The 24974-nt window shown below is 72.7% G+C and carries 19 protein-coding genes; 11 read left to right on the forward strand and 8 right to left on the reverse strand.

Annotated elements, in window-relative coordinates; translation table 11 throughout:
* Positions 1–37 precede the first annotated feature (37 nt).
* A complete protein-coding gene (locus ACZ52C_RS18150) occupies positions 38–991 on the forward strand; it encodes an EamA family transporter (RefSeq protein ID WP_469075648.1) in 954 nt (317 codons plus the stop codon).
* Positions 992–1173: 182 nt separating this feature from the next.
* Here ACZ52C_RS18150 and ACZ52C_RS18155 read toward each other — a convergent pair whose 3' ends face one another.
* Positions 1174–1719 carry a GntR family transcriptional regulator gene (locus tag ACZ52C_RS18155; RefSeq protein ID WP_469075649.1) on the reverse strand — a complete coding sequence of 182 codons (546 nt, stop codon included), beginning with the start codon at positions 1717–1719 and terminating at the stop codon, positions 1174–1176.
* Between the two features lie 44 nt (positions 1720–1763).
* Positions 1764–2975: a pentapeptide repeat-containing protein gene (locus ACZ52C_RS18160; protein WP_469075650.1), complete on the reverse strand. Its 1212-nt coding sequence runs from the start codon at positions 2973–2975 to the stop codon at positions 1764–1766.
* Between the two features lie 175 nt (positions 2976–3150).
* Here ACZ52C_RS18160 and ACZ52C_RS18165 point away from each other — a divergent pair, with 175 nt between their 5' ends.
* Entirely contained in the window at positions 3151–3519 is a 369-nt protein-coding gene (locus ACZ52C_RS18165; RefSeq protein ID WP_469075651.1) for a DUF952 domain-containing protein, read from the forward strand.
* Between the two features lie 82 nt (positions 3520–3601).
* Here the strand turns inward: ACZ52C_RS18165 and ACZ52C_RS18170 are convergent, their stop codons facing one another.
* Entirely contained in the window at positions 3602–6994 is a 3393-nt protein-coding gene (locus ACZ52C_RS18170) for an FAD-binding and (Fe-S)-binding domain-containing protein (RefSeq protein ID WP_469075652.1), read from the reverse strand.
* Between the two features lie 270 nt (positions 6995–7264).
* On the opposite strand from ACZ52C_RS18170, the gene ACZ52C_RS18175 reads away from it, so the two are divergent.
* The 5 genes from ACZ52C_RS18175 (at position 7265) to serC (ending at position 13328) form a co-directional block, all read left to right on the forward strand.
* The gene (locus ACZ52C_RS18175) at positions 7265–9865 is read left to right on the forward strand and encodes an ATP-binding protein (protein WP_469075653.1); all 2601 of its coding nucleotides are present in this window, start codon (positions 7265–7267) and stop codon (positions 9863–9865) included.
* On the forward strand, positions 9862–10350 hold the full coding sequence (locus ACZ52C_RS18180; protein ID WP_365676522.1) for a roadblock/LC7 domain-containing protein: 489 nt from the start codon (positions 9862–9864) through the stop codon (positions 10348–10350). The genes ACZ52C_RS18175 and ACZ52C_RS18180 overlap by 4 nt, the downstream gene beginning before the upstream one ends.
* The gene (locus tag ACZ52C_RS18185) at positions 10347–10694 is read left to right on the forward strand and encodes a DUF742 domain-containing protein (protein ID WP_045556063.1); all 348 of its coding nucleotides are present in this window, start codon (positions 10347–10349) and stop codon (positions 10692–10694) included. The genes ACZ52C_RS18180 and ACZ52C_RS18185 overlap by 4 nt, the downstream gene beginning before the upstream one ends.
* Positions 10675–11931 (forward strand): cytochrome P450, encoded by a 1257-nt coding sequence (locus ACZ52C_RS18190; RefSeq protein ID WP_469075654.1) that lies wholly within the window; start codon positions 10675–10677, stop codon positions 11929–11931. Before ACZ52C_RS18185 ends, ACZ52C_RS18190 begins: the two co-directional genes overlap by 20 nt.
* A gap of 278 nt (positions 11932–12209) precedes the next feature.
* Positions 12210–13328 (forward strand): phosphoserine transaminase, encoded by a 1119-nt coding sequence (gene serC, locus ACZ52C_RS18195; RefSeq protein WP_469075655.1) that lies wholly within the window; start codon positions 12210–12212, stop codon positions 13326–13328.
* A gap of 87 nt (positions 13329–13415) precedes the next feature.
* On the opposite strand, the gene ACZ52C_RS18200 is transcribed toward serC, so the two are convergent.
* The 4 genes from ACZ52C_RS18200 to ACZ52C_RS18215 all read right to left on the reverse strand — a co-directional run bounded on the left by ACZ52C_RS18200 (position 13416) and on the right by ACZ52C_RS18215 (position 18830).
* Positions 13416–15032, reverse strand: a complete 1617-nt coding sequence (locus ACZ52C_RS18200; RefSeq protein ID WP_469075656.1) for an alpha/beta hydrolase — start codon at positions 15030–15032, stop codon at positions 13416–13418.
* Positions 15033–15257: 225 nt separating this feature from the next.
* Positions 15258–16817, reverse strand: a complete 1560-nt coding sequence (locus ACZ52C_RS18205) for a cellulase family glycosylhydrolase (RefSeq protein ID WP_469075657.1) — start codon at positions 16815–16817, stop codon at positions 15258–15260.
* Between the two features lie 142 nt (positions 16818–16959).
* Entirely contained in the window at positions 16960–17856 is an 897-nt protein-coding gene (locus ACZ52C_RS18210) for an ABC transporter permease (protein WP_469075658.1), read from the reverse strand.
* A complete protein-coding gene (locus ACZ52C_RS18215) occupies positions 17853–18830 on the reverse strand; it encodes an ATP-binding cassette domain-containing protein (protein WP_469075659.1) in 978 nt (325 codons plus the stop codon). Before ACZ52C_RS18215 ends, ACZ52C_RS18210 begins: the two co-directional genes overlap by 4 nt.
* Positions 18831–18930: 100 nt before the next feature.
* On the opposite strand from ACZ52C_RS18215, the gene ACZ52C_RS18220 reads away from it, so the two are divergent.
* Positions 18931–19770 (forward strand): TetR/AcrR family transcriptional regulator, encoded by an 840-nt coding sequence (locus ACZ52C_RS18220; protein WP_469075660.1) that lies wholly within the window; start codon positions 18931–18933, stop codon positions 19768–19770.
* A gap of 99 nt (positions 19771–19869) precedes the next feature.
* On the opposite strand, the gene ACZ52C_RS18225 is transcribed toward ACZ52C_RS18220, so the two are convergent.
* Positions 19870–20937, reverse strand: coding sequence for a WD40 repeat domain-containing protein (locus tag ACZ52C_RS18225; protein WP_469075661.1), 1068 nt, complete (start codon positions 20935–20937; stop codon positions 19870–19872).
* Between the two features lie 228 nt (positions 20938–21165).
* On the opposite strand from ACZ52C_RS18225, the gene ACZ52C_RS18230 reads away from it, so the two are divergent.
* The 3 genes from ACZ52C_RS18230 (at position 21166) to ACZ52C_RS18240 (ending at position 24756) form a co-directional block, all read left to right on the forward strand.
* Entirely contained in the window at positions 21166–21855 is a 690-nt protein-coding gene (locus tag ACZ52C_RS18230; protein WP_469075662.1) for an SGNH/GDSL hydrolase family protein, read from the forward strand.
* Between the two features lie 497 nt (positions 21856–22352).
* The gene (locus ACZ52C_RS18235; protein WP_469075663.1) at positions 22353–23675 is read left to right on the forward strand and encodes an MFS transporter; all 1323 of its coding nucleotides are present in this window, start codon (positions 22353–22355) and stop codon (positions 23673–23675) included.
* A gap of 88 nt (positions 23676–23763) precedes the next feature.
* The gene (locus ACZ52C_RS18240; protein WP_469075664.1) at positions 23764–24756 is read left to right on the forward strand and encodes an aldo/keto reductase; all 993 of its coding nucleotides are present in this window, start codon (positions 23764–23766) and stop codon (positions 24754–24756) included.
* Positions 24757–24974: the final 218 nt, after the last annotated feature.

The following is a 24974-nucleotide window of genomic DNA, read 5'->3' on the forward strand; positions in this document are numbered from 1 at the left end:
GTCGACCTCCCTCTCCCCGCTCTTCTGGACGGTCCCCGTGACACTCTCCCGCGCTGAACAGTCCGCGCCCGCCGCGACGGCCGCACCCTCGGCCGCACCCGCCCCCGGCGGCTCCCGTCGTGCGCGCGGCCTCGGCTCGCTGGGGCCCGTGGGGCTGGTGCTGGCCGGTGGGATATCGGTGCAGTTCGGCGGTGCGCTGGCGGTGACGCTGATGCCGCGCGCCGGGGCGCTCGGGGTGGTGACGCTCCGGCTCGCGGTCGCCGCGCTGGTGATGCTGGTGATCTGCCGGCCCCGGCTGCGCGGACACTCGCGCACCGACTGGGGGACGGTGATCGCCTTCGGCGTCACCATGGCCACGATGAACGGCCTCTTCTACCAGGCCGTCGCCCGTATCCCCCTCGGTCTCGCCGTCACCCTGGAGGTGCTCGGCCCGCTGACGCTCTCCGTCCTCGCCTCCCGGCGGGCGCTCAACGTGGTGTGGGCCGGGCTGGCCCTCTGCGGTGTCTTCCTGCTCGGGAAGGGCGGAGGGGTCGGCGGCCTCGACCCGCTGGGCATCGCCTTCGCCCTCGCCGCCGGGTTGGCATGGGCCCTGTACATCGTCTTCAGCGCGCGTACGGGGCGGCGGTTCCCGCAGGCCGACGGGCTGGCGCTGGCCATGGCCGTCGCGGCGGTCGCGTTCCTGCCGCTGGGGATCGTCGAATCGGGGGGCCGACTCGTCGAGCCGACGACGCTCGCTCTGGGCGCCGCCGTGGCCGTGCTCTCCTCCGTCCTCCCGTACACCCTCGAACTCGTCGCGCTGCGCCGCCTGCCCGCCTCCACCTTCGCGATCCTCATGAGCCTGGAGCCCGCGATCGCCGCCACGGCCGGTTTCCTCATCCTCGACCAGGCCCTCACCACCGTCGAGGCACTGGCGATCGCCCTGGTCATCGGGGCGAGCATGGGGGCGGTTCGGACGCAGGTGGGGCGGGGGAAGGCGGACCTTCCGGGATGAGCCGCCCTCCCTGGCCGACGGGCTGACGGGCAGGCGGGGAGGCGGGGAGGCGGGCAGCCGGCGGACCCAGCGCCGATGCGCCGGGGCCCATGCCCAGATCGCGACCGACCCGCAGGCAACGCCGGCGGAACCCTTCCGTACTTCACCCACGAGATCGACACCCGGCGGCGTCGGATCCGCGCTCAGACCTCGATCGCGATCTCGTAGCGCAGGCGTTGGCGCAGCGCCGGCATCACCATGCGGTCGACCTGGAGGGGGCGGTCGTCGCGGTCGAGGGTGACTCTGGTCAGGCGCAGCACCGGTTCTCCGGGGGCGGTGCGCAGGGTCTCGCGCTCGTCGTCGTCCGGGGTGTCGGCCGTGACGTCCTCACGGGCGCGGGCGCCGACATGGCCCAGCCGGGCGAGCAACGTCACCGCTCCGCCGGGGATCTTGGCGGTACCGGCGAGCGGGGTGCCGCGGGCGATGTCCACGGGGTAGTACGTGTCGGTCAGTTCGGTGGGCCGGTCGTCGAGGAGGATCAGCCGGCGGCGTACGACGACCGGCTCGCCCTCGGCCGACCCCAGCAGCGCCGCGACGTCGGCGGGCGCCGCGACCTCACCGGCGTACAGGATCCGCTGCGTGCCCCGGCGCCCCCGCGCCGCGGCCTCCTCGGCCCAGGCGTCGCCCCGCCCGTTCTCCCTCGGCGTCAGATACGGCATCGAGGTACTGACCCAGCTGTTGGCGCGCACGCTGCCTCCCCATCTCCACGACCGACCGTACGTCGGCTGCCGGGTCACCGCATCGAGCGCAGCGGCGGATGCGCGGTCGTGATGCCCGGGGGCTGGAGGAGGGGCGGGGGCTCGGGGCCCGGGTCCTCGGTGAGGACGAGACCGGCGCCGGTGGGGTCGAAGTCGGCGGGCCAGCGGGTCCGGGAGCTGGCGAGGGCTCCGGTGAGGCGGGCCCCGGTGAGGTCGGCGGTGCTCAGGTCACTGCCGCGCAGATCGGCCAGGCGGAGGTCGGCGCGGTGCAGGACGGCGCCGGAGGCGTCGGCCTTGCGGAGGTTCGCCTCGCGCAGGTCGGCCTCGGTGAAGTCGGCGTCCCGCAGATCCGTCGCCACCAGACGGGCGCCGCGCAGGTCGGCGAGGGCGAGACGGGTCCGGCGCAGGATGGCGGTCGTGAGATCGGCGTGCCGCAGGTTGGTGGAGACGAGGGAGGCCTGGGTCAGGTTGGCGTGGTACAGACCCGCCGCCTCCATGCAGGACCGGTCGAGGTTGACCTCGGTCAGCCAGAGCCCGTCGCAGTCGGCCCGCCGCAGGTCGGTGACGCTCAGGTTGAGCCAGGACTGCTCCCGGGGGTGCAGCAGCAGTACGCCGAGTCCGGTCAGCGCCACCTGGGTGTCGGCCGCCCTCACCTCCAGGGGTGCGACGTCGTTGATCGGCGTCTCCGCCGACGGGACCGCCGGAGCCACCGGGGCTGTCGGCGCCACCGGGGCTGCCGGGTCCTCCGGGCCGGTGGGCGGCGGCCACGGCAGATGGGTCCGCAGATAGGCCGCCAGGATGGAGAGGATCGCCTCGCGGTCCCGCGCCGAATGCTCCGCGATCCGCCACAGCGCGTGCAGTCCGCCGATGCGTACGTCGACCTTGTCGCTGCCGAGCTGGTCGACCGCCCGGCTGAACCGGTCGGTGACGTAACCCTCCTGCGTGGCGCGCAGACCGTCCTGGCTCACCCGGAGTTGGCGCCAGGTGGCGTATGCGCCGAAGAGGACGGCCAGGCCGCCGATGGCCTGGAGCAGCGTCGTACGGACGTCGCTCACGGCCTTGAGCCTGTCCCGGGCGTCCACGCTCGCGCCGGCGAGATCGTGGTCGACGATCGCGCCCGGCAGGAGGACGAGCACCGCGCCCACGGCGACGAGGCCCACCACGCCGGTGACGGCGACGACCGCCCTCCGTCCCCTCCCGGCCAGTCGGTCCCGCCGAGATCGCCGACCGTGCCCCCGGAACTCCATGGGCACGGGAGCTTAGGCGGGGGCTGCTGAATGGATCAAGGTCGTTGATCGATGGGCAATGGTGGGCGGACGGTGGGCGGACGGACGGTGGGCGGGCGGACGGTGGGCGGGTGGACGGGCGGCAGGTGGGCGGACGGGCGGGTGGGTGGGCTGGACGCTGCGGTATAACCGGCCTGTGATCTACCACGTCGTATCCCTGGCCGTCTGGAACGCCCGACCCGACCAGCCGTACGCCCCCGCGTCGCTGCCGGAGGACGGTTTCGTGCACTGTTCGCCGGACGAGGCGACCACGCTGGCCGTCGTGAACGCGTTCTACCGGGTCGCGCCCGAGCCGTTGCACGTACTCGTCCTCGACGAGGAACGGCTGAGCGCCCGGGTCGAGTTCGAGGCCGCCGCGCCCGTTCCGCCGCCGGGTGTCCGCGAGGATGTGTTGTTCCCCCATGTGTTCGGGCCCCTCGACCGTGAGGCCGTCGTACGGATCCTGGAGATCCGGTGGGACGAGGACGGCCGCGCGGTGGGACTGGCCGAGCACCGGGGCGCATAAGCCTCGGTGGGGCTTCGCCGATGGGCGCCCGGGTCCGATGGGCGCCCGGGTCCGATGGGCGCCGGGTCCGATGGGCGCCGGGTCACCCGTCCCGGCTGCCGCCCTCCGGCCGCTCCCGTTCCGTCGTCGGTCCCTCCGCCGGTCTCTCCCCCAGGCCTTCCGCCAGCACCTCCGCGAGATGCAGCCCCCGTCTCCCCGCGAGGTGCTCCAGCTGTGTGCGGCAGGAGAAGCCGTCCGCCAGGACGAGCGCGTCGTCGGCCGCGTCCCGTACCGCCGGGAGGAGTTGCTCCTCGGCGCAGGCCACCGAGACGTCGTAGTGGCCCTTCTCGAAGCCGAAGTTGCCGGCGAGGCCGCAGCAGCCGCCGCTGAGGGTGCCGGTGAGCCCGGCGGCCGCGCGGAGGCGGCGGTCGGGGGCGTCGCCCAGGACCGCGTGCTGGTGGCAGTGGGTCTGGCCGACCACCGGGCGGTCGACGGCGGGGGGCCTCCACTGCGGGGCGTGCCGTTCCAGCGCCTCCGCGAACGTGACGACGGAGGCGGCGAGCCGGTGGGCCCGGGGATCGTCGGGGAGGAGTTCGGGAAGGTCGGAGCGGAGTGTCGCCGCGCAGCTCGGTTCGAGGACGACGACGGGGAGCGCGCGCGGGGCGAGGCCGGGGTCCTCGTCCAGGAGCCGCCGCGGCACGGGGTCCAGGAACACGTCGAGCAGGTCGAGCGTGCGGCGCAGGACGGCGCGGGCCCGGTCGAGCTGGCCCGTCGAGATGTACGTCAGTCCGCAGCAGGCCCGGCCCTGCCGCAGCGGGAACAGGGTGCGGGCGAGTCGCGGACCGGTGAGGTCGGCCTCGCCGCCCGCCTCCGCCCTCCGCGCCCAGGGCGGCCTGCGCCGCGTCCGCAGCGTGGGCGGCACGATCACCCGTAGGCCGGCCGCCTCCAGCACCTTCAGCGCCGCCTGCCCCACGGACGGCGAGAGGTACTCCGTGAACGTGTCCGTCCACAGCAGCACCGTCGTTGCCGGCTCGCCACCGTCACCGACCCCGCCACCGTCCAGGCCCTCGTCGCCGTCGGAGCAGCCGTCCTCCTCGATGTCGTCGGCGGGCTCGAAGCCCGCGTCGGCGACCGGCTCGGCGAGTGCGTCCGCCAGTTCCTCCGGACCGAGGGCACGGCGCCTCGGACCCCACGACCGCCGCCCCCGGGCACTCGCACCACCGAAGGGACTGCCGGCGACCGGCTCCTCCCCCGGCGGCTGCGCGGCCCCCGCCGCAACCACCTCGTCCGCCCCCGCCCCCTCCCTGAGCATCCGCCGGTACCACCGCACGAACGGCACCTTCGCCGGCCGGGGCAGCTCCCTCTCCTGCGCGATCCCGCCCAGTCGCCTGGCGAGCGCGGCCAGGGGGCGCACCCCGGCGAGGAAGCCGACGAGGCCGGCCGTGCGCGTCCGGGCCACCAGGCGGAGCCACAGCGGCAGCCACCCCATCGCGTAGTGGGCGGCCGGGCGGCGGCGCCCCGCGTAGTGGTGGTGGAGGAACTCCGCCTTGTACGTGGCCATGTCGACGCCGACCGGGCAGTCGGAGCGGCAGCCCTTGCAGGAGAGGCAGAGGTCGAGGGCGTCGCGCACCTCGGGCGAGCGCCAGCCGTCGGTGATCACCTCACCAGCCAGCATCTCGTGCAGCAGGCGGGCCCGGCCCCGGGTGGAGTGCTCCTCATCCCCGGTGGCGCGGAAGGAGGGGCACATGACGGCTCCGGAGGCCGGACTCACCTCGGTCGTACGGCACTTCGCGACGCCCACACAGCGTCGTACCGCCGCGGAGAAGTCGCCGTCGTCGTCCGGGTAGGCGAACTCGACCGGCACGGGTGTGCGCGGGAGGACCGCGAAGCGGAGGTTGGCGTCCAGGGGGGCCGGGCGGACGAGCATGCCGGGGTTCAGGAGGTCGTCGGGGTCCCAGACGCCCTTGACCTGCTCGAACAGCCGGACCATCTCGGCGCCGTACATCGTCGGCAGGAGTTCGGCGCGGGCCTGGCCGTCGCCGTGTTCGCCGGAGAGGGAGCCGCCGTGGGAGGTGACCAGTCCGGCCAGCTCCTCGGAGAAGCGGCGGAAGCGGGCGATGCCCCCCGGGGTCAGGAGGTCGAAGTCGATACGGACGTGGATGCAGCCGTCGCCGAAGTGGCCGTAGGGCGTGCCGCGCAGGTCGTGGGCGCGCAGCAGGCCCCGGAAGTCCCGTAGGTACGCGCCGAGTCGGGCCGGTGGCACCGCGCAGTCCTCCCAGCCGGGCCAGGCCTCGGTGCCGTCGGGCATGCGGGTGGCCGTACCGCTGGCGTCCTCGCGGATGCGCCAGAGGGCGCGCTGTGCGGCGGGGTCCGTGACCACGAGGGCGTCGGCGGCGTCGGCCGCACGGACCAGGGCGTCGGCGTGGGCCCGTGCCTCGGCGGGGGTGTCGCCGCCCGTCTCCACGAACAGCCAGGCCCCGCCCGCCGGGAGGCCGGTCGCCCCCGGTGGGACGAGGTCCGCCGCCATGCCCTCCACCGTGAGCGGGCCGAGCGGCAGCAGGCCGGGGGCCGCCTCGGCCGCCGCGCTCTCGTCGGCGTACGCCAGGACGGCGAGGGCACGCGCGCGGGGGGCCTCGACGAGCCCTACGACCGCTTCCGTGAGCACACCGAGCGTGCCCTCGGAGCCGCAGAAGGAGCGGGCGACGTCCGCGCCGTTCTCCGGCAGGAGGGCGTCGAGGGCGTACCCGGAAATCCGGCGGGGGAGGTCGGGGAAGCCGGTGCGCAGGCGGGCCAACTCCCGTTCCACCAGCGGGCGGAGGCCGTCCGGGGCGCCGGACCAGCCCTGGGCCAGCCGCCGTGCGTCTCCGCGTGCCCCGATCACCGTCAGCTCGCGCACGCTGTCCGCCGTGGTGCCCCAGGCGACCGAGTGCGAGCCGCACGAGTTGTTGCCGATCATGCCGCCGAGGGTGCAGCGGCTGTGGGTGGAGGGGTCGGGGCCGAAGCGCAGGCCGTGCGGTGCGGCGGCCTCCTGGAGGCGGTCCAGGACCAGGCCGGGCTGGACGACCGCCGTGCGCGCCTCGGGGTCGAGGGAGACCAGCCGGTTCAGATGGCGGGTGAAGTCCAGGACGACGCCGGTGCCCGTGGCCTGCCCGGCGATCGACGTGCCGCCGCCGCGCGCGACGACCGGGACGCCGTGGTCGCGGCAGACGGACAGGACGGCCGCCACGTCGTCCGCGTCCCGGGGCGCGACCACACCCAGCGGCACCCGGCGGTAGTTGGACGCGTCCATCGTCGTCAGCGCGCGTGCGGTCGCGTCGAACGCGGCCTGGCCGCGCACGCCCGCCGCCCGCAGCGCGGCCGGCAGCGCGCGCCGCAACTCCGCCGCGTCCGCCTCACGCGCGGCCGCCCCACCCGCGTCCGCGTCCCCCGCCGCGCCCCGCGCGGGCGCGCCACCACGACCCGTCGTACGGCCTGTCGTACCCCCGAAGTCCGTCATGCGTTCCAGGATGCACCCGACCACTGACAGTGACGGCGCACGACCCCCAGGTGATCGTCCGCTTCGTGGACAGGCGGCGCGCCGCTCACCGGGCACGTTGGCCGGATTCCGCGGAGCTAACTCGAAACCGGCCAACCACCGTCACGAACTCCCATATAGTGACGCCCAATTGAGCACCAGACGTCGCTTCTCGTTCAGGGACCGACCGAGTTACCGCCTCCAGGAACCGACTGCGTTACCGAGTCCAGAACCGACCGAGGACACCAGCCGATGACCGCGCCCAGCCCCCCTCGCCCGCCGGGCGAACGCCCCGCACTGCGCTCAGTCCTTCCACTACCCCTGGTGACCGCCGTGCTCTCCGCGACCGCCGTCGGCGCGGTCGTCGCGTCGGCGCCGCCGGACGTGCGCATCCCCCTCGCGGCCGGCGTGGGCGCGGCCGCGCTGCTGCTGACGCTGACCGTCGCGGTCGCCGTGCACGCGCGCGTGTCGGTGCGGCTGCTGCGCGAGCGGCTGACCGCGGTCTCCCGGGAAACCGGGCTGCTGCTCCAGGAACGGGCCAGGACGGCCGAGGAGCACACCCAGGAACACGGCCGGCTGACCGAGGAGTTCGTCCAGGAACGGGCGCGGATCGCGGCCGAGTTCGCCCGGGAACGGGCCCGGCTGACCACGGAGGCCGAGCGCGAGCGCGAACGGCTGTCCGGCGAACGCGACCGTGCGGCGCGGGAGACCGCCCAGGAGCGGTCCCTCCTCGCCGAACGCGCCGAGCGGGCCGAGACCGACCGCACCGCGCTCCTCGCCGTGACCGCCAACATGGCCGGCCGGATGCAGGCCCTCGCCACCGGCACGCTCGCCGATCTGCGGGCCATGGAGGAACGTCACGCCGACGAGGACGTCCTCGCCGACCTCCTCCACCTCGACCACCGCACCGCCCAGGCGGGCCGGCTCGCCGACTCCGTCGCCGTCCTCGCGGGCGCCCGCTCGGGCCGCCGCTGGGCACGGCCGATCCCCATGGAGTCGATCCTGCGGGGCGCGATGGGCCGGATCGGCGCCTACCGCCGGGTGCGGCTGCACTCCTCCAGCGAGGCCGCCGTCGCCGGCCACGCCGCCGAGGGCGTCATGCACGCGCTCGCCGAACTCCTCGACAACGCGGCCAACTTCTCGCCGCCGACCGCCGAGGTCCATGTGTACGTCGAGGAGGTCCCGGCCGGCGCGATCATCTCCGTCGAGGACTCGGGGCTGGTCATGAGCGACATCCAGCTCCGTCGCGCCGAACGCGCCGTGTCGGGCGAGGCGGCCGACCTCACGAGTCTGTCCGGCACGCGTCTCGGACTCGCCGTCGTCGGCCGCCTCGCCCGCAAGCACGGGCTGAAGATCTCCTTCCGGCCGTCCGCGCGCGGCGGTACGGGCGTCCTGATGCTCATCCCGCAGGACGTCCTGGCCAGCACGATCCCCACGACCACCTCTCCCGCGTCGATGTCCCCCGGGGCGTCCGCGCCCTTCGCGCCACCGCCGTACGCCGGCGTACGCGCCCCGCACGACCTGGACGCCGAGCCGACGCCCACGCACGAGTTCCCGCCGGAGGCTCCCGCCGCGCCGGTCGCCGATCCCGTGGCCGACGCCCTGATCGACTCGCTGTCCGGCTTCCGGCGCACGCCCGCGGCTCCGCCGACGGGCACGCCGGGCGACGCGTCGTCCGCTTCTCCCGCGTACGGCGCCCCCTACACCTCACCCTTCACCTCGTCGTTCAGCTCTGAGTTCGGCGCCGAATGGGGTTCCGCACCGGGCTCCGCATCCGACTCCGGCGGCCCGGTGTCCGACACCGAGTCCGTCGCTCCGGCCACTCCCGGCGAGGCCGCCGACGACACCACCGGCACCACCCCTTCCGACGCCCTCCCCCGGCGCCGGCGCGGCCAGTCCCTCGCGGACGCGGAGGCCCGCACCAGGGCGCACGCCCCCGGCACCGAGGCCCGTCCCGAGCGCGTCTCCCGGCCCGCCGAGGAGGCCAGCACCGGCGCGGTCCGCTTCAGCAGCTTCCGCCGCGCGGTGCGGGGCACGGGCGGGTTGGACCAGGCATTCGTCCAGGGAACGGCCACGGGCGACGACAGCTCCACGGGAGCACCGGTCGCGTCGACGCCACCGGACCCGGCCGCCGCCCTGGACCAGCACGCGAACCCGGCCGCCGCCGTCGACCGGTACGTGGCCCCCACCGGGCCCGCCGCACCGGAGGCCGCACCGCCCGCCGGGACCGTACGGCAGGCCGAGCTGGAGCCCGTACGGGAGCCGCAGTGGGGTGCCGTAGGGGGAGCCGCCTGGGAACCCGGACCGGAAGCCGAGTCCGTCGAGGAGGCCGCCTGGGCACCCGGGTCCCTGCCGGAGGCCGCCTGGGCACCCGGGCCGGTGCCGGAAACCGGCTGGGAGCCCGAGCCCGCGCGGGGGCTCGCGTGGCAGCCGGAGGCGGCGAAGCAGGCCGCGTGGGAGGCGGAGGCCGCCGCGGAGCTGCCGTGGGCCCCTGACCCCGCACGGGAGGCGAAGTGGGAACTCGATCCGGTACGGGAGACGGCCTGGGAACCCGTACGGGAGACGCCCCCGGCCCCGCACGAGGACACCGCGCCCACCCCGGACCTGGCCCCGCTCTCCCCCTACGGGGACCCGGTCGCGGACCCTGCCCGGGCGACGGGCCTGGACACCGACTCGACCGCGTACACGGACCCGGACCCGAACCGGGACGCGTACGGAACGCCTGACCCTTACACGGCCCCAGCCCCGGACCCGGCCCCGTACGCGACGCCTGCCCCCTACGCAGCCCCGGACGCGGCCCCGGCCCCAGCCCCCCGCACGCACCCCCACCCGGAAGGCGACCCCACCCCATGACCGGCACCGGCTCCACCGCCGACGACAGGCTCACCTGGCTCATGGAGGGGTTGCTGGAACGCACTCCGGGCGCCCGGCACGCGCTCGTCCTCTCCCGGGACGGCCTGAAACTGTGCCGTACGCCCGAGCTCTCCGTCGACCAGGCCGACCAGCTGGCCGCGATCGCCGCCGGCATCCAGTCGCTGTCCCACGGGGCGTCCATCCAGTTCGGCGACGGCAGCGGGGGCGTGCGGTCGGCGATGGCGGAGTTCTACGGCGGGGTCCTGTTCATCGTGGAGGCGGGCGAGGGCGCGCATCTGGCCGTGGTGACGGACGAGGAGGCGGACGCCGGGCTCGTCGGACACAACATGAGCGAGCTGGTCGAACAGCTGGGCGAGCACCTGAGCGCCCGGCCCCGCCACCCGACGGGCACGGCCGCCGGTGGCACCACGGGTACGACGACGACCGTGGCCACGGCCACGGCTCTGGCGCCCCGTACGTCATGAGCCGGCCCGGCAGGGACGACCTGCCCGACCGGCTGTACACGCTCACCGGGGGACGGATCCGGTCCGCGCCCGGAGCACCGCTCGACCTGGTGACCCTGGTGGTCGCGGAGAGCCAGCCGGTCCCGGGCATGCAGTCGGAGCACGTGACGATCCTGCGGCTGACGGAACGGCCGACGGCGGTGGTGGAGATCGCCGCCGAACTGCGGCTGCCGGTGAGCATCACCAAGGTGCTGCTCACCGACCTCCTCGCGGCCGGCCGGGTCAGCGCCCGGCATCCGAACCGGGCCACGCTGGTCGATATGGACATTCTGGAGCAGGTGTTAGTTGGACTTCGCAACCTCTGAGAACGGCGACGGCCAGTCCGTACCCGTACCCGTGCCGCTCTTCGGCGCGCGTTGCCAGGGTGAACCCGCCTCCCTGTACCGGGAGTTGCGGCGGGAGCACGGGGAGGTCGCACCCGTGCTGCTGGACGGGGGCGTACCGGCGTGGCTGGTGCTCGGCTACCGCGAGCTGCACCAGGTGACCAGCGATCCCGAGCTGTTCAGCCGGGACTCCGAGCTGTGGAACCAGTGGCCGAACATCCCGGCCGACTGGCCGCTGCTGCCCGTGATCAGCCGGGAGCAGCCGTCGGTCCTCGGCACGGTCGGCGAACGGCACCGGCAGCGCGCCGCGCTGATCGAGGAGGCGTGGGAGGCGGTCGACCCGCTGGAGCTGCGCGGTCATGTCGAGCGGTTCGCCGACGAGTTGATCGACGTGGTCTGCGGGGTGGGCGCGGCGGATCTGGTGGGGCAGTTCGCGGCGCCGCTGCCCGCACGGGTGCTGGCGTTCCTGTTCGGCTTCCGCGAGGAGCACGGGCCGGGGCTGGTGGCGGCGCTGAACGACATCCTCGACGGGCAGGGCCGGGCGGTGGCGGCCGAGGTCCATCTGCGGTCGGCGATGGCGCGGCTGGTGTCGGAGCGTCGGCAGCGGCCCGGGGACGACGTGGTCTCGCGGCTGCTGGCGAACGCGCGTGCGTACGAGGTGACGGTGGAGGAGGTCACGCACGATGTGATGGTGATGCTGGCGGTGGGGCACCAGCCGACGGCCGACTGGATCGGCAACTCGCTGCGGCTGATGCTGACGGACGAGCGGTTCGCGGCGTCGCTGTTCGGTGGGCGCAGCAGTGTGGCCGAGGCCATGAACGAGGTGCTGTGGGAGGACGCGCCCATCCAGAACGCGGCCGGGCGCTGGGCCACCCGGGACACGCGTCTCGGCGGCCGTGTCCTCCGTGCGGGTGACCTGGTGCTGCTGGGTCTCCAGGGGGCTAACTCGGATCCGCGGGTGCGTACGGACGGCTCCGCCCTCACCGGTGGCAACAACGCCCACTTCTCCTTCGGGCACGGGGAGCACCGCTGTCCGTTCCCGGCGCAGGAGACCGCGGAGGTCATCGCGCGGACGGGTATCGAGGTCCTCCTGGACCGCCTCCCCGACCTGGATCTCGCGGTCCCGGCGACGTCCCTGACCCGTCGGCCGTCGCCGTGGCTGCGGGGGTTGGTGGGGTTGCCGGTGCGGTTCTCGCCGGGGCCGGTGCGTGGGGGTTGAGCTCGGCATTTATCGCCCCCGCCGCCCCTACCCGTCCCATCCCAGGGGCTGCGCCCCTTCGACCCCCAGCGTCCGCCCGGTGGGGGCTGGTCGCGCAGTTCCCCGCGCCCCTGATGGCCTGCGGCCATCTCAGGTGCGCGGGGAACTGCGCGAGAAGCCCCCACCGGACCCGCACCCGCCGACGTAACCCGCACCTCCGAGCTACCAGGCACCCCGGCCCCGTCTCACCCGACGGACGACGTTTCGCCCGTGTTTCCCCGAGCCGATAGGCTCGCGCCGTGGCTGATATCCAGATCCCCGCTGACATCAAGCCCGCCGACGGACGTTTCGGCGCGGGCCCCTCCAAGGTGCGGACGGAGGCGCTGGACGCCCTGGCCGCGACCGGTACCTCTCTGCTCGGCACCTCCCACCGCCAGGCTCCGGTGAAGAACCTGGTCGGCCAGGTCCGCGCGGGCATCAGCGAGCTGTTCTCCCTCCCCGAGGGCTACGAGGTCGTCCTCGGCAACGGCGGCTCCACCGCGTTCTGGGACGTCGCGACGCACGGCCTGATCGAGAACAAGAGCCAGCACCTGACCTTCGGCGAGTTCAGCTCGAAGTTCGCCAAGGCCGCGAAGCTCGCCCCCTGGCTCGCCGAGCCGACGGTCGTCTCCTCCGACCCCGGCACCCACCCCGAGCCGCAGGCCGAGGCGGGCGTCGACGTCTACGCCTTCACCCACAACGAGACCTCCACCGGTGTCGCCGCCCCGCTGAAGCGCGTCGCGGGTGCCGACGAGGGCTCCCTCGTCCTGGTCGACGCCACGTCCGGCGCCGGCGGCCTGCCCGTCGACATCACCGAGACCGACGTCTACTACTTCGCCCCGCAGAAGTCCTTCGCCTCCGACGGCGGCCTCTGGATCGGCGTCTTCTCCCCGGCCGCCATCGAGCGCGCCGAGCGGATCCACGCCTCCGGCCGACACGTCCCGGAGTTCTTCAGCCTCCCGACGGCGATCGACAACTCCCGCAAGAACCAGACGTACAACACCCCGGCGCTCGCCACCCTCTTCCTGCTGAACCAGCAGCTGGAGTGGATCAACGGCCAGGGCGGTCTGAGCTGGTCGACGGCCCGGACGAAGGACTCCTCGACCCGGCTGTACACCTGGGCGGAGGAGAGCAAGTACGCGAGCCCGTTCGTCGCCGACCCGGCGAAGCGGTCCCAGGTCATCGGCACGATCGACTTCGCCGACGAGATCGACGCCGCCGCCGTCGCCAAGGTCCTGCGCGCCAACGGCATCGTCGATACCGAGCCCTACCGCAAGCTCGGCCGCAACCAGCTCCGTGTCGCCATGTTCCCGGCGATCGACCCGGCGGACGTCGAGGCCCTCACCAAGTGCGTCGACTACGTGATCGAGAAGCTCTGACCCCGATCACTCCCGTACGACACCGAAGGGCGCCCGGCAGCACGTGCTGCCGGGCGCCCTTCGCGTTCTTCAGCGTGACGGCGATGCTCAGCCGCGGAAGCCGAGGATGCCGTGCAGGGTCTCACCGCCGGTCGCGGCCGGCCCCTGCGTCGAGCTGAGCGTCGACTGCGCGGAGGCCTCCTGCGGGGCCGCCGGCTTCGGGTCGGCCAGCTTCTTGCAGGTGGCGTCGACCTTGCCCTTGCCGTGCGGCACCTTGCCGTTGGTGAGGTAGGTGGCCAGGTACTTGTCGAGGCAGCTGTTGCCGCTCAGCGAGATGCCGTGGTTGCCGCCGCCCTGCTCGACGACCAGGCTGGAGTTCTTGAGCAGCTTGTGGACGGTGACACCGCCCTGGTACGGGGTGGCCGCGTCGTCCGTGGCCTGGAAGAGCAGCGTCGCCGGGAGCTTGCTGTTGGCGACGTTCACCGGCTTCAGGGACTTGGTCGGCCAGAACGCGCACGGCGCGTTGTACCAGGCGTTGTTCCAGGCCATGAACGGCGCCTTCTTGTAGACCGCCCAGTTGTCCTTCTGCCACTTCTTCCAGTCGCGCGGCCAGGCCGCGTCACGGCACTGCACCGAGGTGTAGACGCTGTAGCCGTTGTCACCGGAGGAGTCGATGGCGGCGAAGTTCTCGTACGCCTCGACCAACGGGTCGGCGTTCTTGTCGTTCACGTAGGCCGCGAACGCCTCGGCGAGGTACGGCCAGTAGCCGTTGTAGTAGCCGCCGGGGATGAAGGTGTCCTCCAGCTCGGAGGCGCCCACCTTGCCGCCCGCGGGAGTCTTGGCGAGGGCGGCCCGCATGGCGTACCACTTCGCCTCGATCTTCTTCGCGTCGGTGCCGAGCTTGTACGTGGAGTTGTACTTGGCGACCCACTTCGTGAACGCCTTGTGGCGCTTGTCGAAGGCGTAGTCCTGGTCGAGGTTGTCCTCGTACCAGACGCCTGTCGGGTCGACGATCGAGTCGAGCACCAGGCGCCGCACGCGCTCGGGGTAGAGCTTGGCGTAGACCGCGCCGAGGTAGGTGCCGTACGAGTAGCCGAAGTAGTTGATCTTCTTGGCGCCGAGGGCCTTGCGGATCGAGTCCAGGTCCTTCACGGCGCTGATCGTGTTGATGTACGGCAGGACGTCCTTGTGCTTCGTGCCGCATGCCTTGGCGAAGGACCGGGCGCGCTCGACGTTCGCCTTCTCTATCGCGGCCGTGCTGGGCACGGAGTCCGGGCGCACCGGGTCGAAGTACCCGGGCTTGCAGTTGAGGGCGGGCTTGCTGGCGCCCACACCGCGCGGGTCGAAGCCGATGACGTCGTACTGGGACGCGACCTTCTTCGGCAGCGAGGAGGCGACGAATCCGGCCAGCGTCAGACCGCTGCCACCGGGGCCGCCCGGGTTGACCAGGAGCGGGCCCTGGTACGTCTTCGAGGTGTGCGGCACTCGGGACAGCGCCAGCGTGATCTTCTTCCCGCCGGGCTTCGCGTAGTCGAGCGGCACCTTCACCGACGCGCACTGCAGCGTCGGGTAGTCGTCCGTGGCGCACTTCTTCCAGGCGACCTTCGCCGCGGCGGCCTGGACGGTGTTCGCGGCGGGCGACCCGCTCGCGTTGGCGGGCACGGCGCTGAGCGTCCCGGCCAGGACGACACCGGCACCGCACAGCACGGCTGCGCTTCTTCTCATGGAGTTCTCTCGCAACGGTGAGGGGGGTTCACGGGCCGCGGGTACGCGGCCCGTGCGGCATGGTTCCCGAAGACCACACCCCGCAAGAACTCATTCGACCAAGACTTGACCGAATTGAGTCATTGCTTACTCTCAACTGCTTCACAGAAAGGGGCAGTTACCCCCATCCGGGACACGCCCCTCACAGGACGGGGAGCCTCAGGACGCGCTCCCGGCACACCCCTCTCACGCCGCCGCGCAGCTGACGCTCGGCACACCTCCGCCCCCGGGCGCGCCTCCGAAGCCGAAGCTCGCCGAAGCGCCCGCCGCGAGTGCCCCGTTGTGGGCCGCGTTGGTCGCCGTGACCGTCGCGCCGCTCTGGGTGTGGGAGGCGTTCCACATGTTCGTCACCCGCTGGGAGCCGGGCCAGGTCCAGGTCACCTTCCAGGAACCGATCGCGGCCGCGGAGGTGTTGGTGATCTTCACCTCGGCGTTGAAGCCGCTGCCCCAGTCGCTGCTGACGGTGTAGACGGCGGTGCAGGCGGGCGTGCCGCCGCCCGGGTCGCCGGGGTCCTCCGGGTCGCCGGGGCCGGTGCCCCCGCCCGGCGGGAAGCCCGGGGCCTTGATGCTCGCCAGGTAGCCGTCCTTGACCGTGTCCACCGTCTGCCAGTCGTCCTTCAGGATGCCGCCGGTGTCACCGGAGTTGGGGTTCCAGGACCAGAAGGTCCAGTGGAAGGAGTCCGCGCCGTTGGCCGAGGTCGACCGCAGATAGGTCACCAGGGCCGCCAGCCAGCGCTGGTCGACGGTGGACTGGAGGGTCGTGCCGAACTCGCCGAGCCACACCGGCGCGATGTTCTGCTTGAAGATGTAGCCCCAGTACCTGTCCCAGACGCCCGGCATGTTGGCCGGGAAGGACGGATCGCTGAACCAGCTCTGCTGGGCCACGCTGGTGGCGTAGTCGTGGGCCGAGTACACCACCCGGTTCGGCACGTCCAGCTGGACGGGGTACTGGGCCACGCCCATCAGATTGCCGCCCCACCAGCCCGAGACTCCGTTGAACGACTGGACGCCCTCGACGAGGATCAGCAGCTCGGGGTTGACGGACAGGACCGCGTTCCCGGCGCGCTGGGCGGCCAGCCGCCAGTCCCTGGCCGTGTCGCCGCAGCCCCAGCAGGCGGGATCGTGGGGCTCGTTGTGCAGGTCGATACCGACGACGGTCGGGTTGCCCTTGTAGCGGGTGGCCAGCGCCTTGAGGTTGGTGATCCATGTCGTCTCGGGGACGGCCGAGGTGTACCAGAGGGCCGACTGGCCCGCCGCGTCCGGGCGGTGCCGGTCGAGGATGATCTTCAGGCCGCTCTGACCGGCGTACGCGACGATCTTGTCCAGCACCTGGAGCGAGGTCAGGCCCTGGAGATCGGCGTTCTTGCCGTCGGAGTGGTTGATGCTGTCGGGCATGGTGCCGGGCTTGAGGATGTCGTCGCTGTAGGGCATCCGGATGGTGTTGTAGCCCAGCGACTTCATCTGGTCGATCATGCTCTTGTAGTCGCGCGCCCACAGGCCGTGGGTGACGTGGTTGGCGGTCTCGAAACCGAACCAGTTGATGCCGGCGATCCGGACGGACTGACCGTTCGCGTCCAGGATCTGCCGGCCGCTGGTGCGCCAGTAACCGGCGCCGGCCTCGGCCGGTGCCTCCGCCACCTTCTCGGCCGCACCGGCCGCCGCGTGCGCGCCGCCGGTCAGGGGCAGCGTGAGCACGGCGGCGGCCGCGCACAGGGCGCCCAGGGTTCTCCGTAAGCTGCGGAACATGTCGCTGCTTCCTCCTCGGGAGGCGCGGGGCCGGAACGCGGTGGGAGCGCTCCCACCCCCCGCACCTCCCATGGAAGACAGATCGCATGAACACGTCAAGGCGTCCGGCGTCACCTGATACACCGGACGCCCCTGACCGTGCTCACCGGCTCAGCTTCTGGAACCTCCGCACCGCCAGCGGCAGGAAGACCAGCGTCAGCACCACCGGCCACACCCCGGCCATCAGCAGCGCGTTCTCCTCGATCCAGGAGTCACCGCCGCCGACCGGTGTGCCGAACAGGTCGCGGGTCGCGGCGGCCGTGGAGGAGATCGGGTTCCAGGCGGCGATCCAGCCCAGCCAGTCCGGCATGAGCTGCGGGGCGACGAAGATGCTGGAGATCATGGTCAGCGGGAAGGCGACCGCGAAGAGACCGCCCGCCGCCTCCGGGTTGGGCACCAGCAGCCCCAGCCAGACGCCGATCCAGATGAGCGCGAAGCGCAGCCAGAGCAGCAGACCGAACGCGGCCAGGAAGCCGAGGCCCGCGTCCGGGCGCCAGCCCATCGCGAGAGCCGTCAGCATCATGATGGCCAACTCGGCACAGGCGACGAGGAGATCGGTGACACCGCGCCCCGCGACCACCGCCGACGGCGCCATCGGCATGGAGCGGAACCGGTCGATGACGCCCTTGGTCGAGTCGTAGACCACGAGCGTCGCCGTGTTGATGAACCCGAAGGCCATCGTCATGACGAACATCCCCGGCATCAGGAAGTCCCGGTAGTCCCCGCCGCCGGGCACCTGCATGGCGCTGCCGAAGACATAGCCGTAGAGGAGGACGGAGAGGATCGGGAAGCCCAACTGCCAGGCGATGTTGACCGGTTGGCGCCGGTAGTGGGTGAGGCCGCGACGGACGATGTTCCAGACGTCGGCCAGCACCCAGTACGTACGGCCGCGCCCGCTCGACACGTCCAGATCGACGGCGCTCGTGGAGACGGCGCCCGGGCCGGCGGTTCCCGTACCCGCGGCTCCCGTGTCGGCGGCGTTCGGATCGGCGGTGGTCATGCGGCCCCCTTGTCGTTCTCGTCGGTCTTCTCCGTGCGGTGACCGGTCAGGCGCAGGAACACGTCGTCCAGGCTGGGCCTGCGCAGGCCGATGTCCTCGACCCGTACGCTCTCGTCCTGGAGGGTGCGGGCCACCTCGGTGAGGGCCGCGACGCGGTCGCTCACGCGCGCGTGGACCCGCAACTCCGTCTCGTCCGACTCCGGTTCACCGTCCGAGACCCGGGCGACGACCTTCACCGCGCGCGGGATGTCGGCGCGCTCGGCGACGACGACCTCGATGCGGTCGCCGCCGACCGTGCTCTTCAGCCCGTCCGGGGTGTCGTCCGCGATGGCCCGGCCCTGGTCGATGACGGTGATGCGCGAGGCGAGCCGGTCGGCCTCCTCCAGATACTGCGTGGTGAGCAGCACGGTCGTACCGCTCGCCACCAACGCCCGTACGGATTCCCAGACTTCACCCCGGCTGCGCGGGTCGAGGCCGGTCGTCGGCTCGTCGAGGAAGAGGACGGCCGGGGCGAGGATCATCGAGGCGGCGAGGTCGAGTCGGCGCCGCATGCCACCGCTGTACTTGCCGACGCCCTTGTCGGCGGCGTCGGTGAGGTCGAACCGGTCGAGCAGCTCGACCGCGCGCAGCTTCGCCCGCTTCCCGCCCAGGTGGAACAGCCGGCCGAACATCTCCAGGTTCTGACGGCCGGTCAGCACCTCGTCCACTGCGGCGTACTGACCCGTCAGGCCGATCCGGGCCCGCACCTCGCGCGGGTCGCGCGCCACGTCGAGGCCGGCCACCGTCGCCCGGCCGCCGTCCAGGCGCAGCAGCGTGGAGAGGATGCGCACGGCGGTGGTCTTGCCCGCGCCGTTCGGACCAAGCAGGCCGTGCACCGTGCCCTCGCGGACGGTGAGGTCGAAGCCGTCCAGCGCGCGTTTCTCCCCGTACCGCTTCTCCAGGCCCTCCGCCCGGACCGCGTATCCGTCACTCATCGAGTCCCCCTCAACAGACTTCCACCAAGAACTGGGTACACCGTACCCGATTTCGCGTACGACGTACCCAGTTTTTTCGCGAGGACCTAAACTCGGGCTCATGACAAGGGGCAAGAGCGGTACGGCGGGCGGTGCGACGGGCGGTGCGGCCGCCGGCAGCACCGCGGGCGGTACGGAGACCAGCGGCAGCGGCGACATCCTCCGCACCCAGCAACTGCTCTGGGACACCGGTCCGCGCCCCAGCCGCGGCCCGAAGCCGGGGCTCACGCTGGACCGGATCGTGGAGGCGGCCGTGCGGGTCGCCGACACGGAGGGGCTGCACGCCCTCTCCATGCGCCGGGTCGCCACCGAACTCGGCACCGGGACCATGTCCCTGTACCGCTACCTCCCCGGCAAGGGCGAGCTGCTGGACCTGATGCTCGACCGCGTCCAGCGGCCCTCGGAGAACCCCGCCGACCTCGGCGACGGCAGCTGGCGCTCGGCCCTGGAGGCGATGGGGCGCGCCACCCTGGCCCTCTACCGCCGCCACCCCTGGCTGCTCCAGGTCAACCAGTCCCGCCCGGTCCTCGGGCCGAGCGCGCTGGACGGCATGGAGAAGGTGCTCTCCCGCATCAAGTCCATGGGGCTCACCGACCCCGAACTGGTCTCCGCGATCGTCGCCGTGGACGGCTATGTCGTCGGCGCCGCCCGCACCCAGCTCTACGCGCAGGAGGTGGAACACCGCACCGGCCTCACCGACGCGGAGTTCTGGCAGGCCCAGGCGCCCGTCCTCGAAGAGCTGATGCTCTCCGGCCGCTACCCCGTGCTCGCGGGCCTCTCCGAGGACACCTTCTCCTCGGACTTCGACCACTTCGAGTTCGGGCTGCAACGCCTCCTGGACGGGCTGGAGGTGTTCGTCACGCGGCGACGCGAGGAGGCGGCGGCGCAGGCTCGCGACTAGCGACTAGCGGGCACGGGCAGCCGCACGGGCAAGCAGGCAGCAGGCAGCAGGCAGCAGGCAGCAGGCGGATACGACGTCACGGCCGCCGACGGTCGTCGCTCAGGACGACGGGCGGCGGAGCAGACGGCGGAAGCCCCATACGACGACGACCGCGCCGGCCACGGCGAGCGCGCCGACCTTGAGGGTCGAGCCGTTGCCCTCGCCGTCGGCGGTGGTCGTGCCGGAACCGCCCCCGTCGGAGGACGACGAGCCGGAGCCGCCGCTCCTGGAGCCGCCGCCCGGCACCTCCCGCGCGACGACCGAACTGCCGGACCCCTCACTGCCGTACATGATCTTCGAGCCGTCGGTGCGGAAGGTCACCGACTCCCCCTGTCGTTGCAGGGGCACACTCAGCCGCTCGACCTTCTTGATCTTGCCGCCGTTCCAGTCGTAGAGGATGCCGCCGAAGTACGCGCGCAGGGCGAGCTGCTTGCCGTCCGGCGAGAACGCGCCGTCCGTGACCTCCAGATCGGGGACGGACGCGACCTTCTTGAACACGTTGGTGCCGGAGGACGACAGCTCCGCCGGGCCCTCGTACAGCGATCCACCCGCCTCGTTCTTGTCGGCGATGTAGACCCGCCCGGTCTTCGGATGCACCATCAGCGCCTCCGCGTCCCGCGCCCCGTCCTCGTACTTCACGACGTACTGCGTGGCCTTGAGCGTCTGGTCCTTCAGCTCCTTCGGCTCCGGCAGCTCGTAGATCCACACGTACGCCCAGGTGCCGCCGAGGTTGTCGCCGATGTCGCCGACGTAGAGCTTGTTGCCGGGGCCCATCGAGATCGCCTCGACGTCCCTCGGGGTGCCGACGCCCGTCATCGTGACCGTGGCGACCGTCTTGCCCGTCCTGCTGTCGACGGCGTAGAGGAACGCCCCGTCGTCGCTGTCGTTGTGGGTCCAGTAGACCCCCGGGTGCTGCCGGGACGCGGCGAGACCGCTCGACTCGGTGATCCGCGAGTCCTGCATCGTGAACCCGTCGTCGTCGGCGACCGCGGGCGCGGCCGGGAGGACGGCGAGCAGGAGCGCGGCGAGACCCGCGAGGCCGGCGAAGCCGGTGCGGGCCACGCGGAACGGGCGGAACCGGCGGAACCGGCGGAGGGGGTGCGGGCGGTTGAGGGGGCGACGGCGCATGGGGCCAAGACTGCCATCTCGCTCCGCTGGGTGGGGTGGGGGAGCGTCGTGGGGGGACGGGTGCGTTGCCGGGTGCGGGCCCGGTGGGGCTTCTCGCGCAGTTCCCCGCGCCCCTGGAGGAGCCGGGGCTGCGCCCCTTGCTCCTCCGAGAGGCCACGTGGCGGGGTTCACAGGGTTGTTCTTCGCCAGAGGTCGTACCCGTCGGTAGCCATCGTTCATGATGAGCGGATGCTCAGGTTCATGCCCGTAGGCGACTCCATGACGATCGGCAGCGCGGGCGAACACACGTGGCGTTACCGGTTCTGGCAGCACCTGCGCACGACGTACGACGGCCCCTTCGGGATCGTCGGGCCGCGCGAGACGCTCTACGACAAGGCGACGGACGCCCCGACGTCGTACGAGTACGCCGGCACCGACCCGCGTTTCCCCCGTGCCCACCTCGCGGGCTGGGGCGAGGGCTGGCTCCACATGGCCCCGCTGATCGCCGACGCGGTCCGCACCCACCGGGCCGATGTCCTCCTCGTCTCTCTCGGCCTCATCGACCTGGGCTTCTACACCAACGCCGAGCAGACCGCCGAGAACACCCGCCGCTTCGTCGAGGCCGCCCGCGAGGCCGCCCCGCACCTCCGCATGGTCCTGCTGCCGGTCACCCCGAACGTCCGCGCCGAGTCCGACGCCCCGTTCGCCGCCGAGGTCGCCCGCTTCAACGAACTCCTCGCCAAGACGGCCGCCGACCTCGACGAACCCCGCTCACCCCTCCTGCTGGCGTCCCCGCCCCCGTCGTACGACATCCACCGGGACACCTACGACGGCACCCACCCCAACGCCTCCGGCGAACACAAGATCGCGGCGACCTTCGCGAACGCGATGCACGAGGCATGGGACCTGGGGGGACCGTACGAACTGCCGTACTCCTGAGCCGTCGTACTCCTGAGCCGTCGCGGCGCGGAGTCGCGCGGCCTGTGCCCTGGTCACCGTGCGTATCGTTGTACTGCGCGGCCGTCCTCGATCGAGGGGCGGCCGGGGAGGAGCGCCACGATGACCGTCCTTGCAGACAGGATCGCGATGGCCGAGAGCGACAACACGCGCCAGCTCGACGAGATGTTCGAGCGGCTCGAGAAGATGCCCGTCCCCGAGGGATACATCTGATCGCCGACCCGTACGCGGGCAAGTGCCGGCTGTTCACCCAGCCCAAGGACGGCGACTACGTCAGCGACCTGTCCGTCACCTACGGCGGCGACGTCGACATGACCACCACCCACCTCGGCCTGGTCCTTCCGACCGCCGAGTTCCCCCGAGGCTGACGGCGTCGACCGCGGCCTCTCCGGATCCGGCACCCCCCGCTTGATCGGTCGCCCCGCGCTCGCTTGGATGTCCCGGTCGGACGTGGCGGTGGTGGATGCGGGGCGGGGCGGATGACGCGGGGCGAGGGGCTGGGGCGGGAGTTCCGGTGGCTGTGGGCGGCGTACACGGTCAGCGCGTTCGGGACCCGGCTGTCGTTCGACGCGCTCCCCCTGATCGCGGTGCTGGTCCTGCACGTCGGCCCCACCGAGGTCTCGGCGCTGGCGGCCACCGGGCTGGCGGTGGGCGCGGCCGTGGCCGTACCGCTCGGCCCCTGGGTGGAGTTCCGCCGCAAGCGCCCGGTGATGATCACGATGGACCTGGTCCGCTGCGCGACCCTGCTGTCCGTGCCCGTCGCCTACGCCCTCGACCTGCTCACCTTCCCCCAGCTCCTCCTGGTCTCCATGGTCGTCGCGGTGGCCGACATCACCTTCACGGCGGCGAGCGGCGCGTATCTGAAGTTCCTGGTCCCCCAGGAGCACCTCGTGGACGCCAACGGCCGCTTCGAGGCCACCACCTGGACCACGACCATGCTCGGCCCGCCCCTCGGCGGCGCCGCGATGGGCCTCTTCGGCCCGGTCGTCACCGTGCTGGTCGACGCCGGCAGCTACGTCCTCTCGGCCCTCGGCATCCGAGCGATCGGCGACAAGGAGCCACACCCGACCCGCCCGACGCAACCGGAACCCCTCACGAAGCCGACCACGACGCCGACCACGACGCCGGCCACGGGCATCACGCCCCGCCTCCGGGCAGGGGATCTCCTCGACGGCTGGCGGTACATCCTCCGCGACCGGTCCCTGCGTCCCCTCTTCCTCAACTCCGTCCTGGTCAACGCCCTGATCATGGCCCCGGCGCCGCTGCTGGTGATCCTCATGGTGGGGCAACTCGGCTTCGCGCCCTGGCAGTACGGCCTCGCCTTCGCCGTCCCGTGCGTCGGGGGCCTGATCGGCTCGCGCCTCTCCCGCCGTCTGGTCGCCCGGCACGGCCAGGACAAGGTGATCCGGGTCGCCGGCACGCTGCGGGTGTGCTGGCCGCTGGGGCTGGCGTTCATCGGCGCGGGCCCGGCCGGCCTCGCGCTCGTCATGGTCGTCGAGTTCGGGCTGATCACCTGCATCGCCGTCTTCAACCCCGTACTTGCCGCCGCACGCCTCACCCGGACCCCGGCGGACCGCGTCGCCCGCACCCTCACCGCCTGGTCCGTCACCGGCAAGCTCACCATCGCCGCCCTGACGGCCCTGTGGGGCCTCCTCGCGGCCGCCACCACCCCCCGCACCGCGATCGCCGCGGCGGGCCTGCTCCTCCTGACGACCCCCTTCCTCCTCCGCACCCCCCGCGCGGACGCCCCCGCCTCACGGAGCGTCGCCACCGAGAGCCCTCGTGCCCCGGATCGCCGCTGACGCCGTGGAGCCCGTCGGGCGACAGGCGTGCGCGTCGGGATCTCTCCCGCTTGCCTAGAGCGCACTCCACCGTTTTGGCTGGACAGTCATGAAGTACACACAGCTCGGACGCACAGGCCTCAAGGTCAGCCGACTGGTCCTCGGCACGATGAACTTCGGTCCGCAGACGGACGAAGCCGACAGCCACGCGATCATGGACGCGGCGCTGGACGCGGGCGTCAACTTCTTCGACACGGCGAACGTGTACGGCTGGGGCGAGAACAAGGGCCGCACCGAGAGCATCATCGGGAACTGGTTCGCGCGGGGCGGCGACCGCCGCGACAAGGTCGTCCTCGCGACCAAGGTGTACGGCAACATGGCGGCCTCGGCCGACTCCTGGCCCAACCACGACAAGCTCTCCGCGCTGAACATCCGGCGGGCGGTCGACGCCAGTCTGAAGCGGCTGCGGACCGACTACATCGACGTCTACCAGTTCCACCACATCGACCGCGCCACCCCCTTCGAGGAGATCTGGCAGGCCGTCGACGTACTCGTGCGGCAGGGCAAGATCCTGTACGCCGGCTCGTCCAACTTCCCCGGCTACAAGATCGCCCAGGCCAACGAGATCGCCGCCCGCCGCGGCGGCACCATCGGCCTCGTCAGCGAGCAGTGCCTCTACAACCTCGCCGAGCGCCGCGCCGAGATGGAGGTCATCCCGGCCGCGCAGGAGTACGGCCTCGGGGTCATCCCCTGGTCACCGCTGCACGGCGGGCTGCTCGGCGGCGTCATCAGGAAGGAGGCCGAGGGCGGTCGCCGCTCCTCCGGCCGGGCCGCCGACGCCCTCGCCGACAGCGCCGTACGCGCCCAGGTCCAGGCGTACGAGGACCTGCTCGACAAGCACGGCGTCGAACCGGGCGAGGCCGCCCTCGCCTGGCTCCTCACCCGCCCCGGGGTCACCGGCCCGATCGTCGGCCCCCGTACGGCCCAGCAGCTCGACTCCGCGATCCGCGCGTCCGAGCTGACCCTGAGCGAGGAGCTCCTGACCGCCCTGGACGAGATCTTCCCGGGTCCGGGCCCGTCCCCGGAGGCCTTCGCCTGGTGACCGCCGGCCGCCCCTGAGCACGCGGGGCACGGGGAACCGCGCGACCAGCTCCACCGCGCCGCACGCCGGCCCGGTCGGCGGTTCCCCGACGGCTCCCGGACGACTCACGGACGCGCGCGCCGGGACGCGACGGTCACCTGCCGAGCGCCGCCGCGACAGCCACCACCGCGAACATCAGCACGAGCACACCGGCCATGATCCGGTTACGGGTCTTCGGG

This window comes from Streptomyces sp. NPDC034049 (assembly GCF_055575575.1).

What these genes read in the sequence shown, in the direction of transcription:
- ACZ52C_RS18220 (WP_469075660.1), top strand. Translation starts at nt 18,931, where the DNA reads ATGACAAGGGGCAAGAGCGGTACGGCGGGCGGTGCGACGGGCGGTGCG.
- ACZ52C_RS18200 (WP_469075656.1), bottom strand. Translation starts at nt 15,032, where the DNA reads ATGAGAAGAAGCGCAGCCGTGCTGTGCGGTGCCGGTGTCGTCCTGGCC.
- ACZ52C_RS18175 (WP_469075653.1), top strand. Translation starts at nt 7,265, where the DNA reads ATGACCGCGCCCAGCCCCCCTCGCCCGCCGGGCGAACGCCCCGCACTG.
- ACZ52C_RS18185 (WP_045556063.1), top strand. Translation starts at nt 10,347, where the DNA reads ATGAGCCGGCCCGGCAGGGACGACCTGCCCGACCGGCTGTACACGCTC.
- ACZ52C_RS18235 (WP_469075663.1), top strand. Translation starts at nt 22,353, where the DNA reads ATGACGCGGGGCGAGGGGCTGGGGCGGGAGTTCCGGTGGCTGTGGGCG.
- ACZ52C_RS18230 (WP_469075662.1), top strand. Translation starts at nt 21,166, where the DNA reads ATGCTCAGGTTCATGCCCGTAGGCGACTCCATGACGATCGGCAGCGCG.
- ACZ52C_RS18160 (WP_469075650.1), bottom strand. Translation starts at nt 2,975, where the DNA reads ATGGAGTTCCGGGGGCACGGTCGGCGATCTCGGCGGGACCGACTGGCC.
- ACZ52C_RS18180 (WP_365676522.1), top strand. Translation starts at nt 9,862, where the DNA reads ATGACCGGCACCGGCTCCACCGCCGACGACAGGCTCACCTGGCTCATG.
- ACZ52C_RS18215 (WP_469075659.1), bottom strand. Translation starts at nt 18,830, where the DNA reads ATGAGTGACGGATACGCGGTCCGGGCGGAGGGCCTGGAGAAGCGGTAC.
- ACZ52C_RS18170 (WP_469075652.1), bottom strand. Translation starts at nt 6,994, where the DNA reads ATGACGGACTTCGGGGGTACGACAGGCCGTACGACGGGTCGTGGTGGC.
- ACZ52C_RS18210 (WP_469075658.1), bottom strand. Translation starts at nt 17,856, where the DNA reads ATGACCACCGCCGATCCGAACGCCGCCGACACGGGAGCCGCGGGTACG.
- ACZ52C_RS18225 (WP_469075661.1), bottom strand. Translation starts at nt 20,937, where the DNA reads ATGCGCCGTCGCCCCCTCAACCGCCCGCACCCCCTCCGCCGGTTCCGC.
- ACZ52C_RS18205 (WP_469075657.1), bottom strand. Translation starts at nt 16,817, where the DNA reads ATGTTCCGCAGCTTACGGAGAACCCTGGGCGCCCTGTGCGCGGCCGCC.
- ACZ52C_RS18240 (WP_469075664.1), top strand. Translation starts at nt 23,764, where the DNA reads ATGAAGTACACACAGCTCGGACGCACAGGCCTCAAGGTCAGCCGACTG.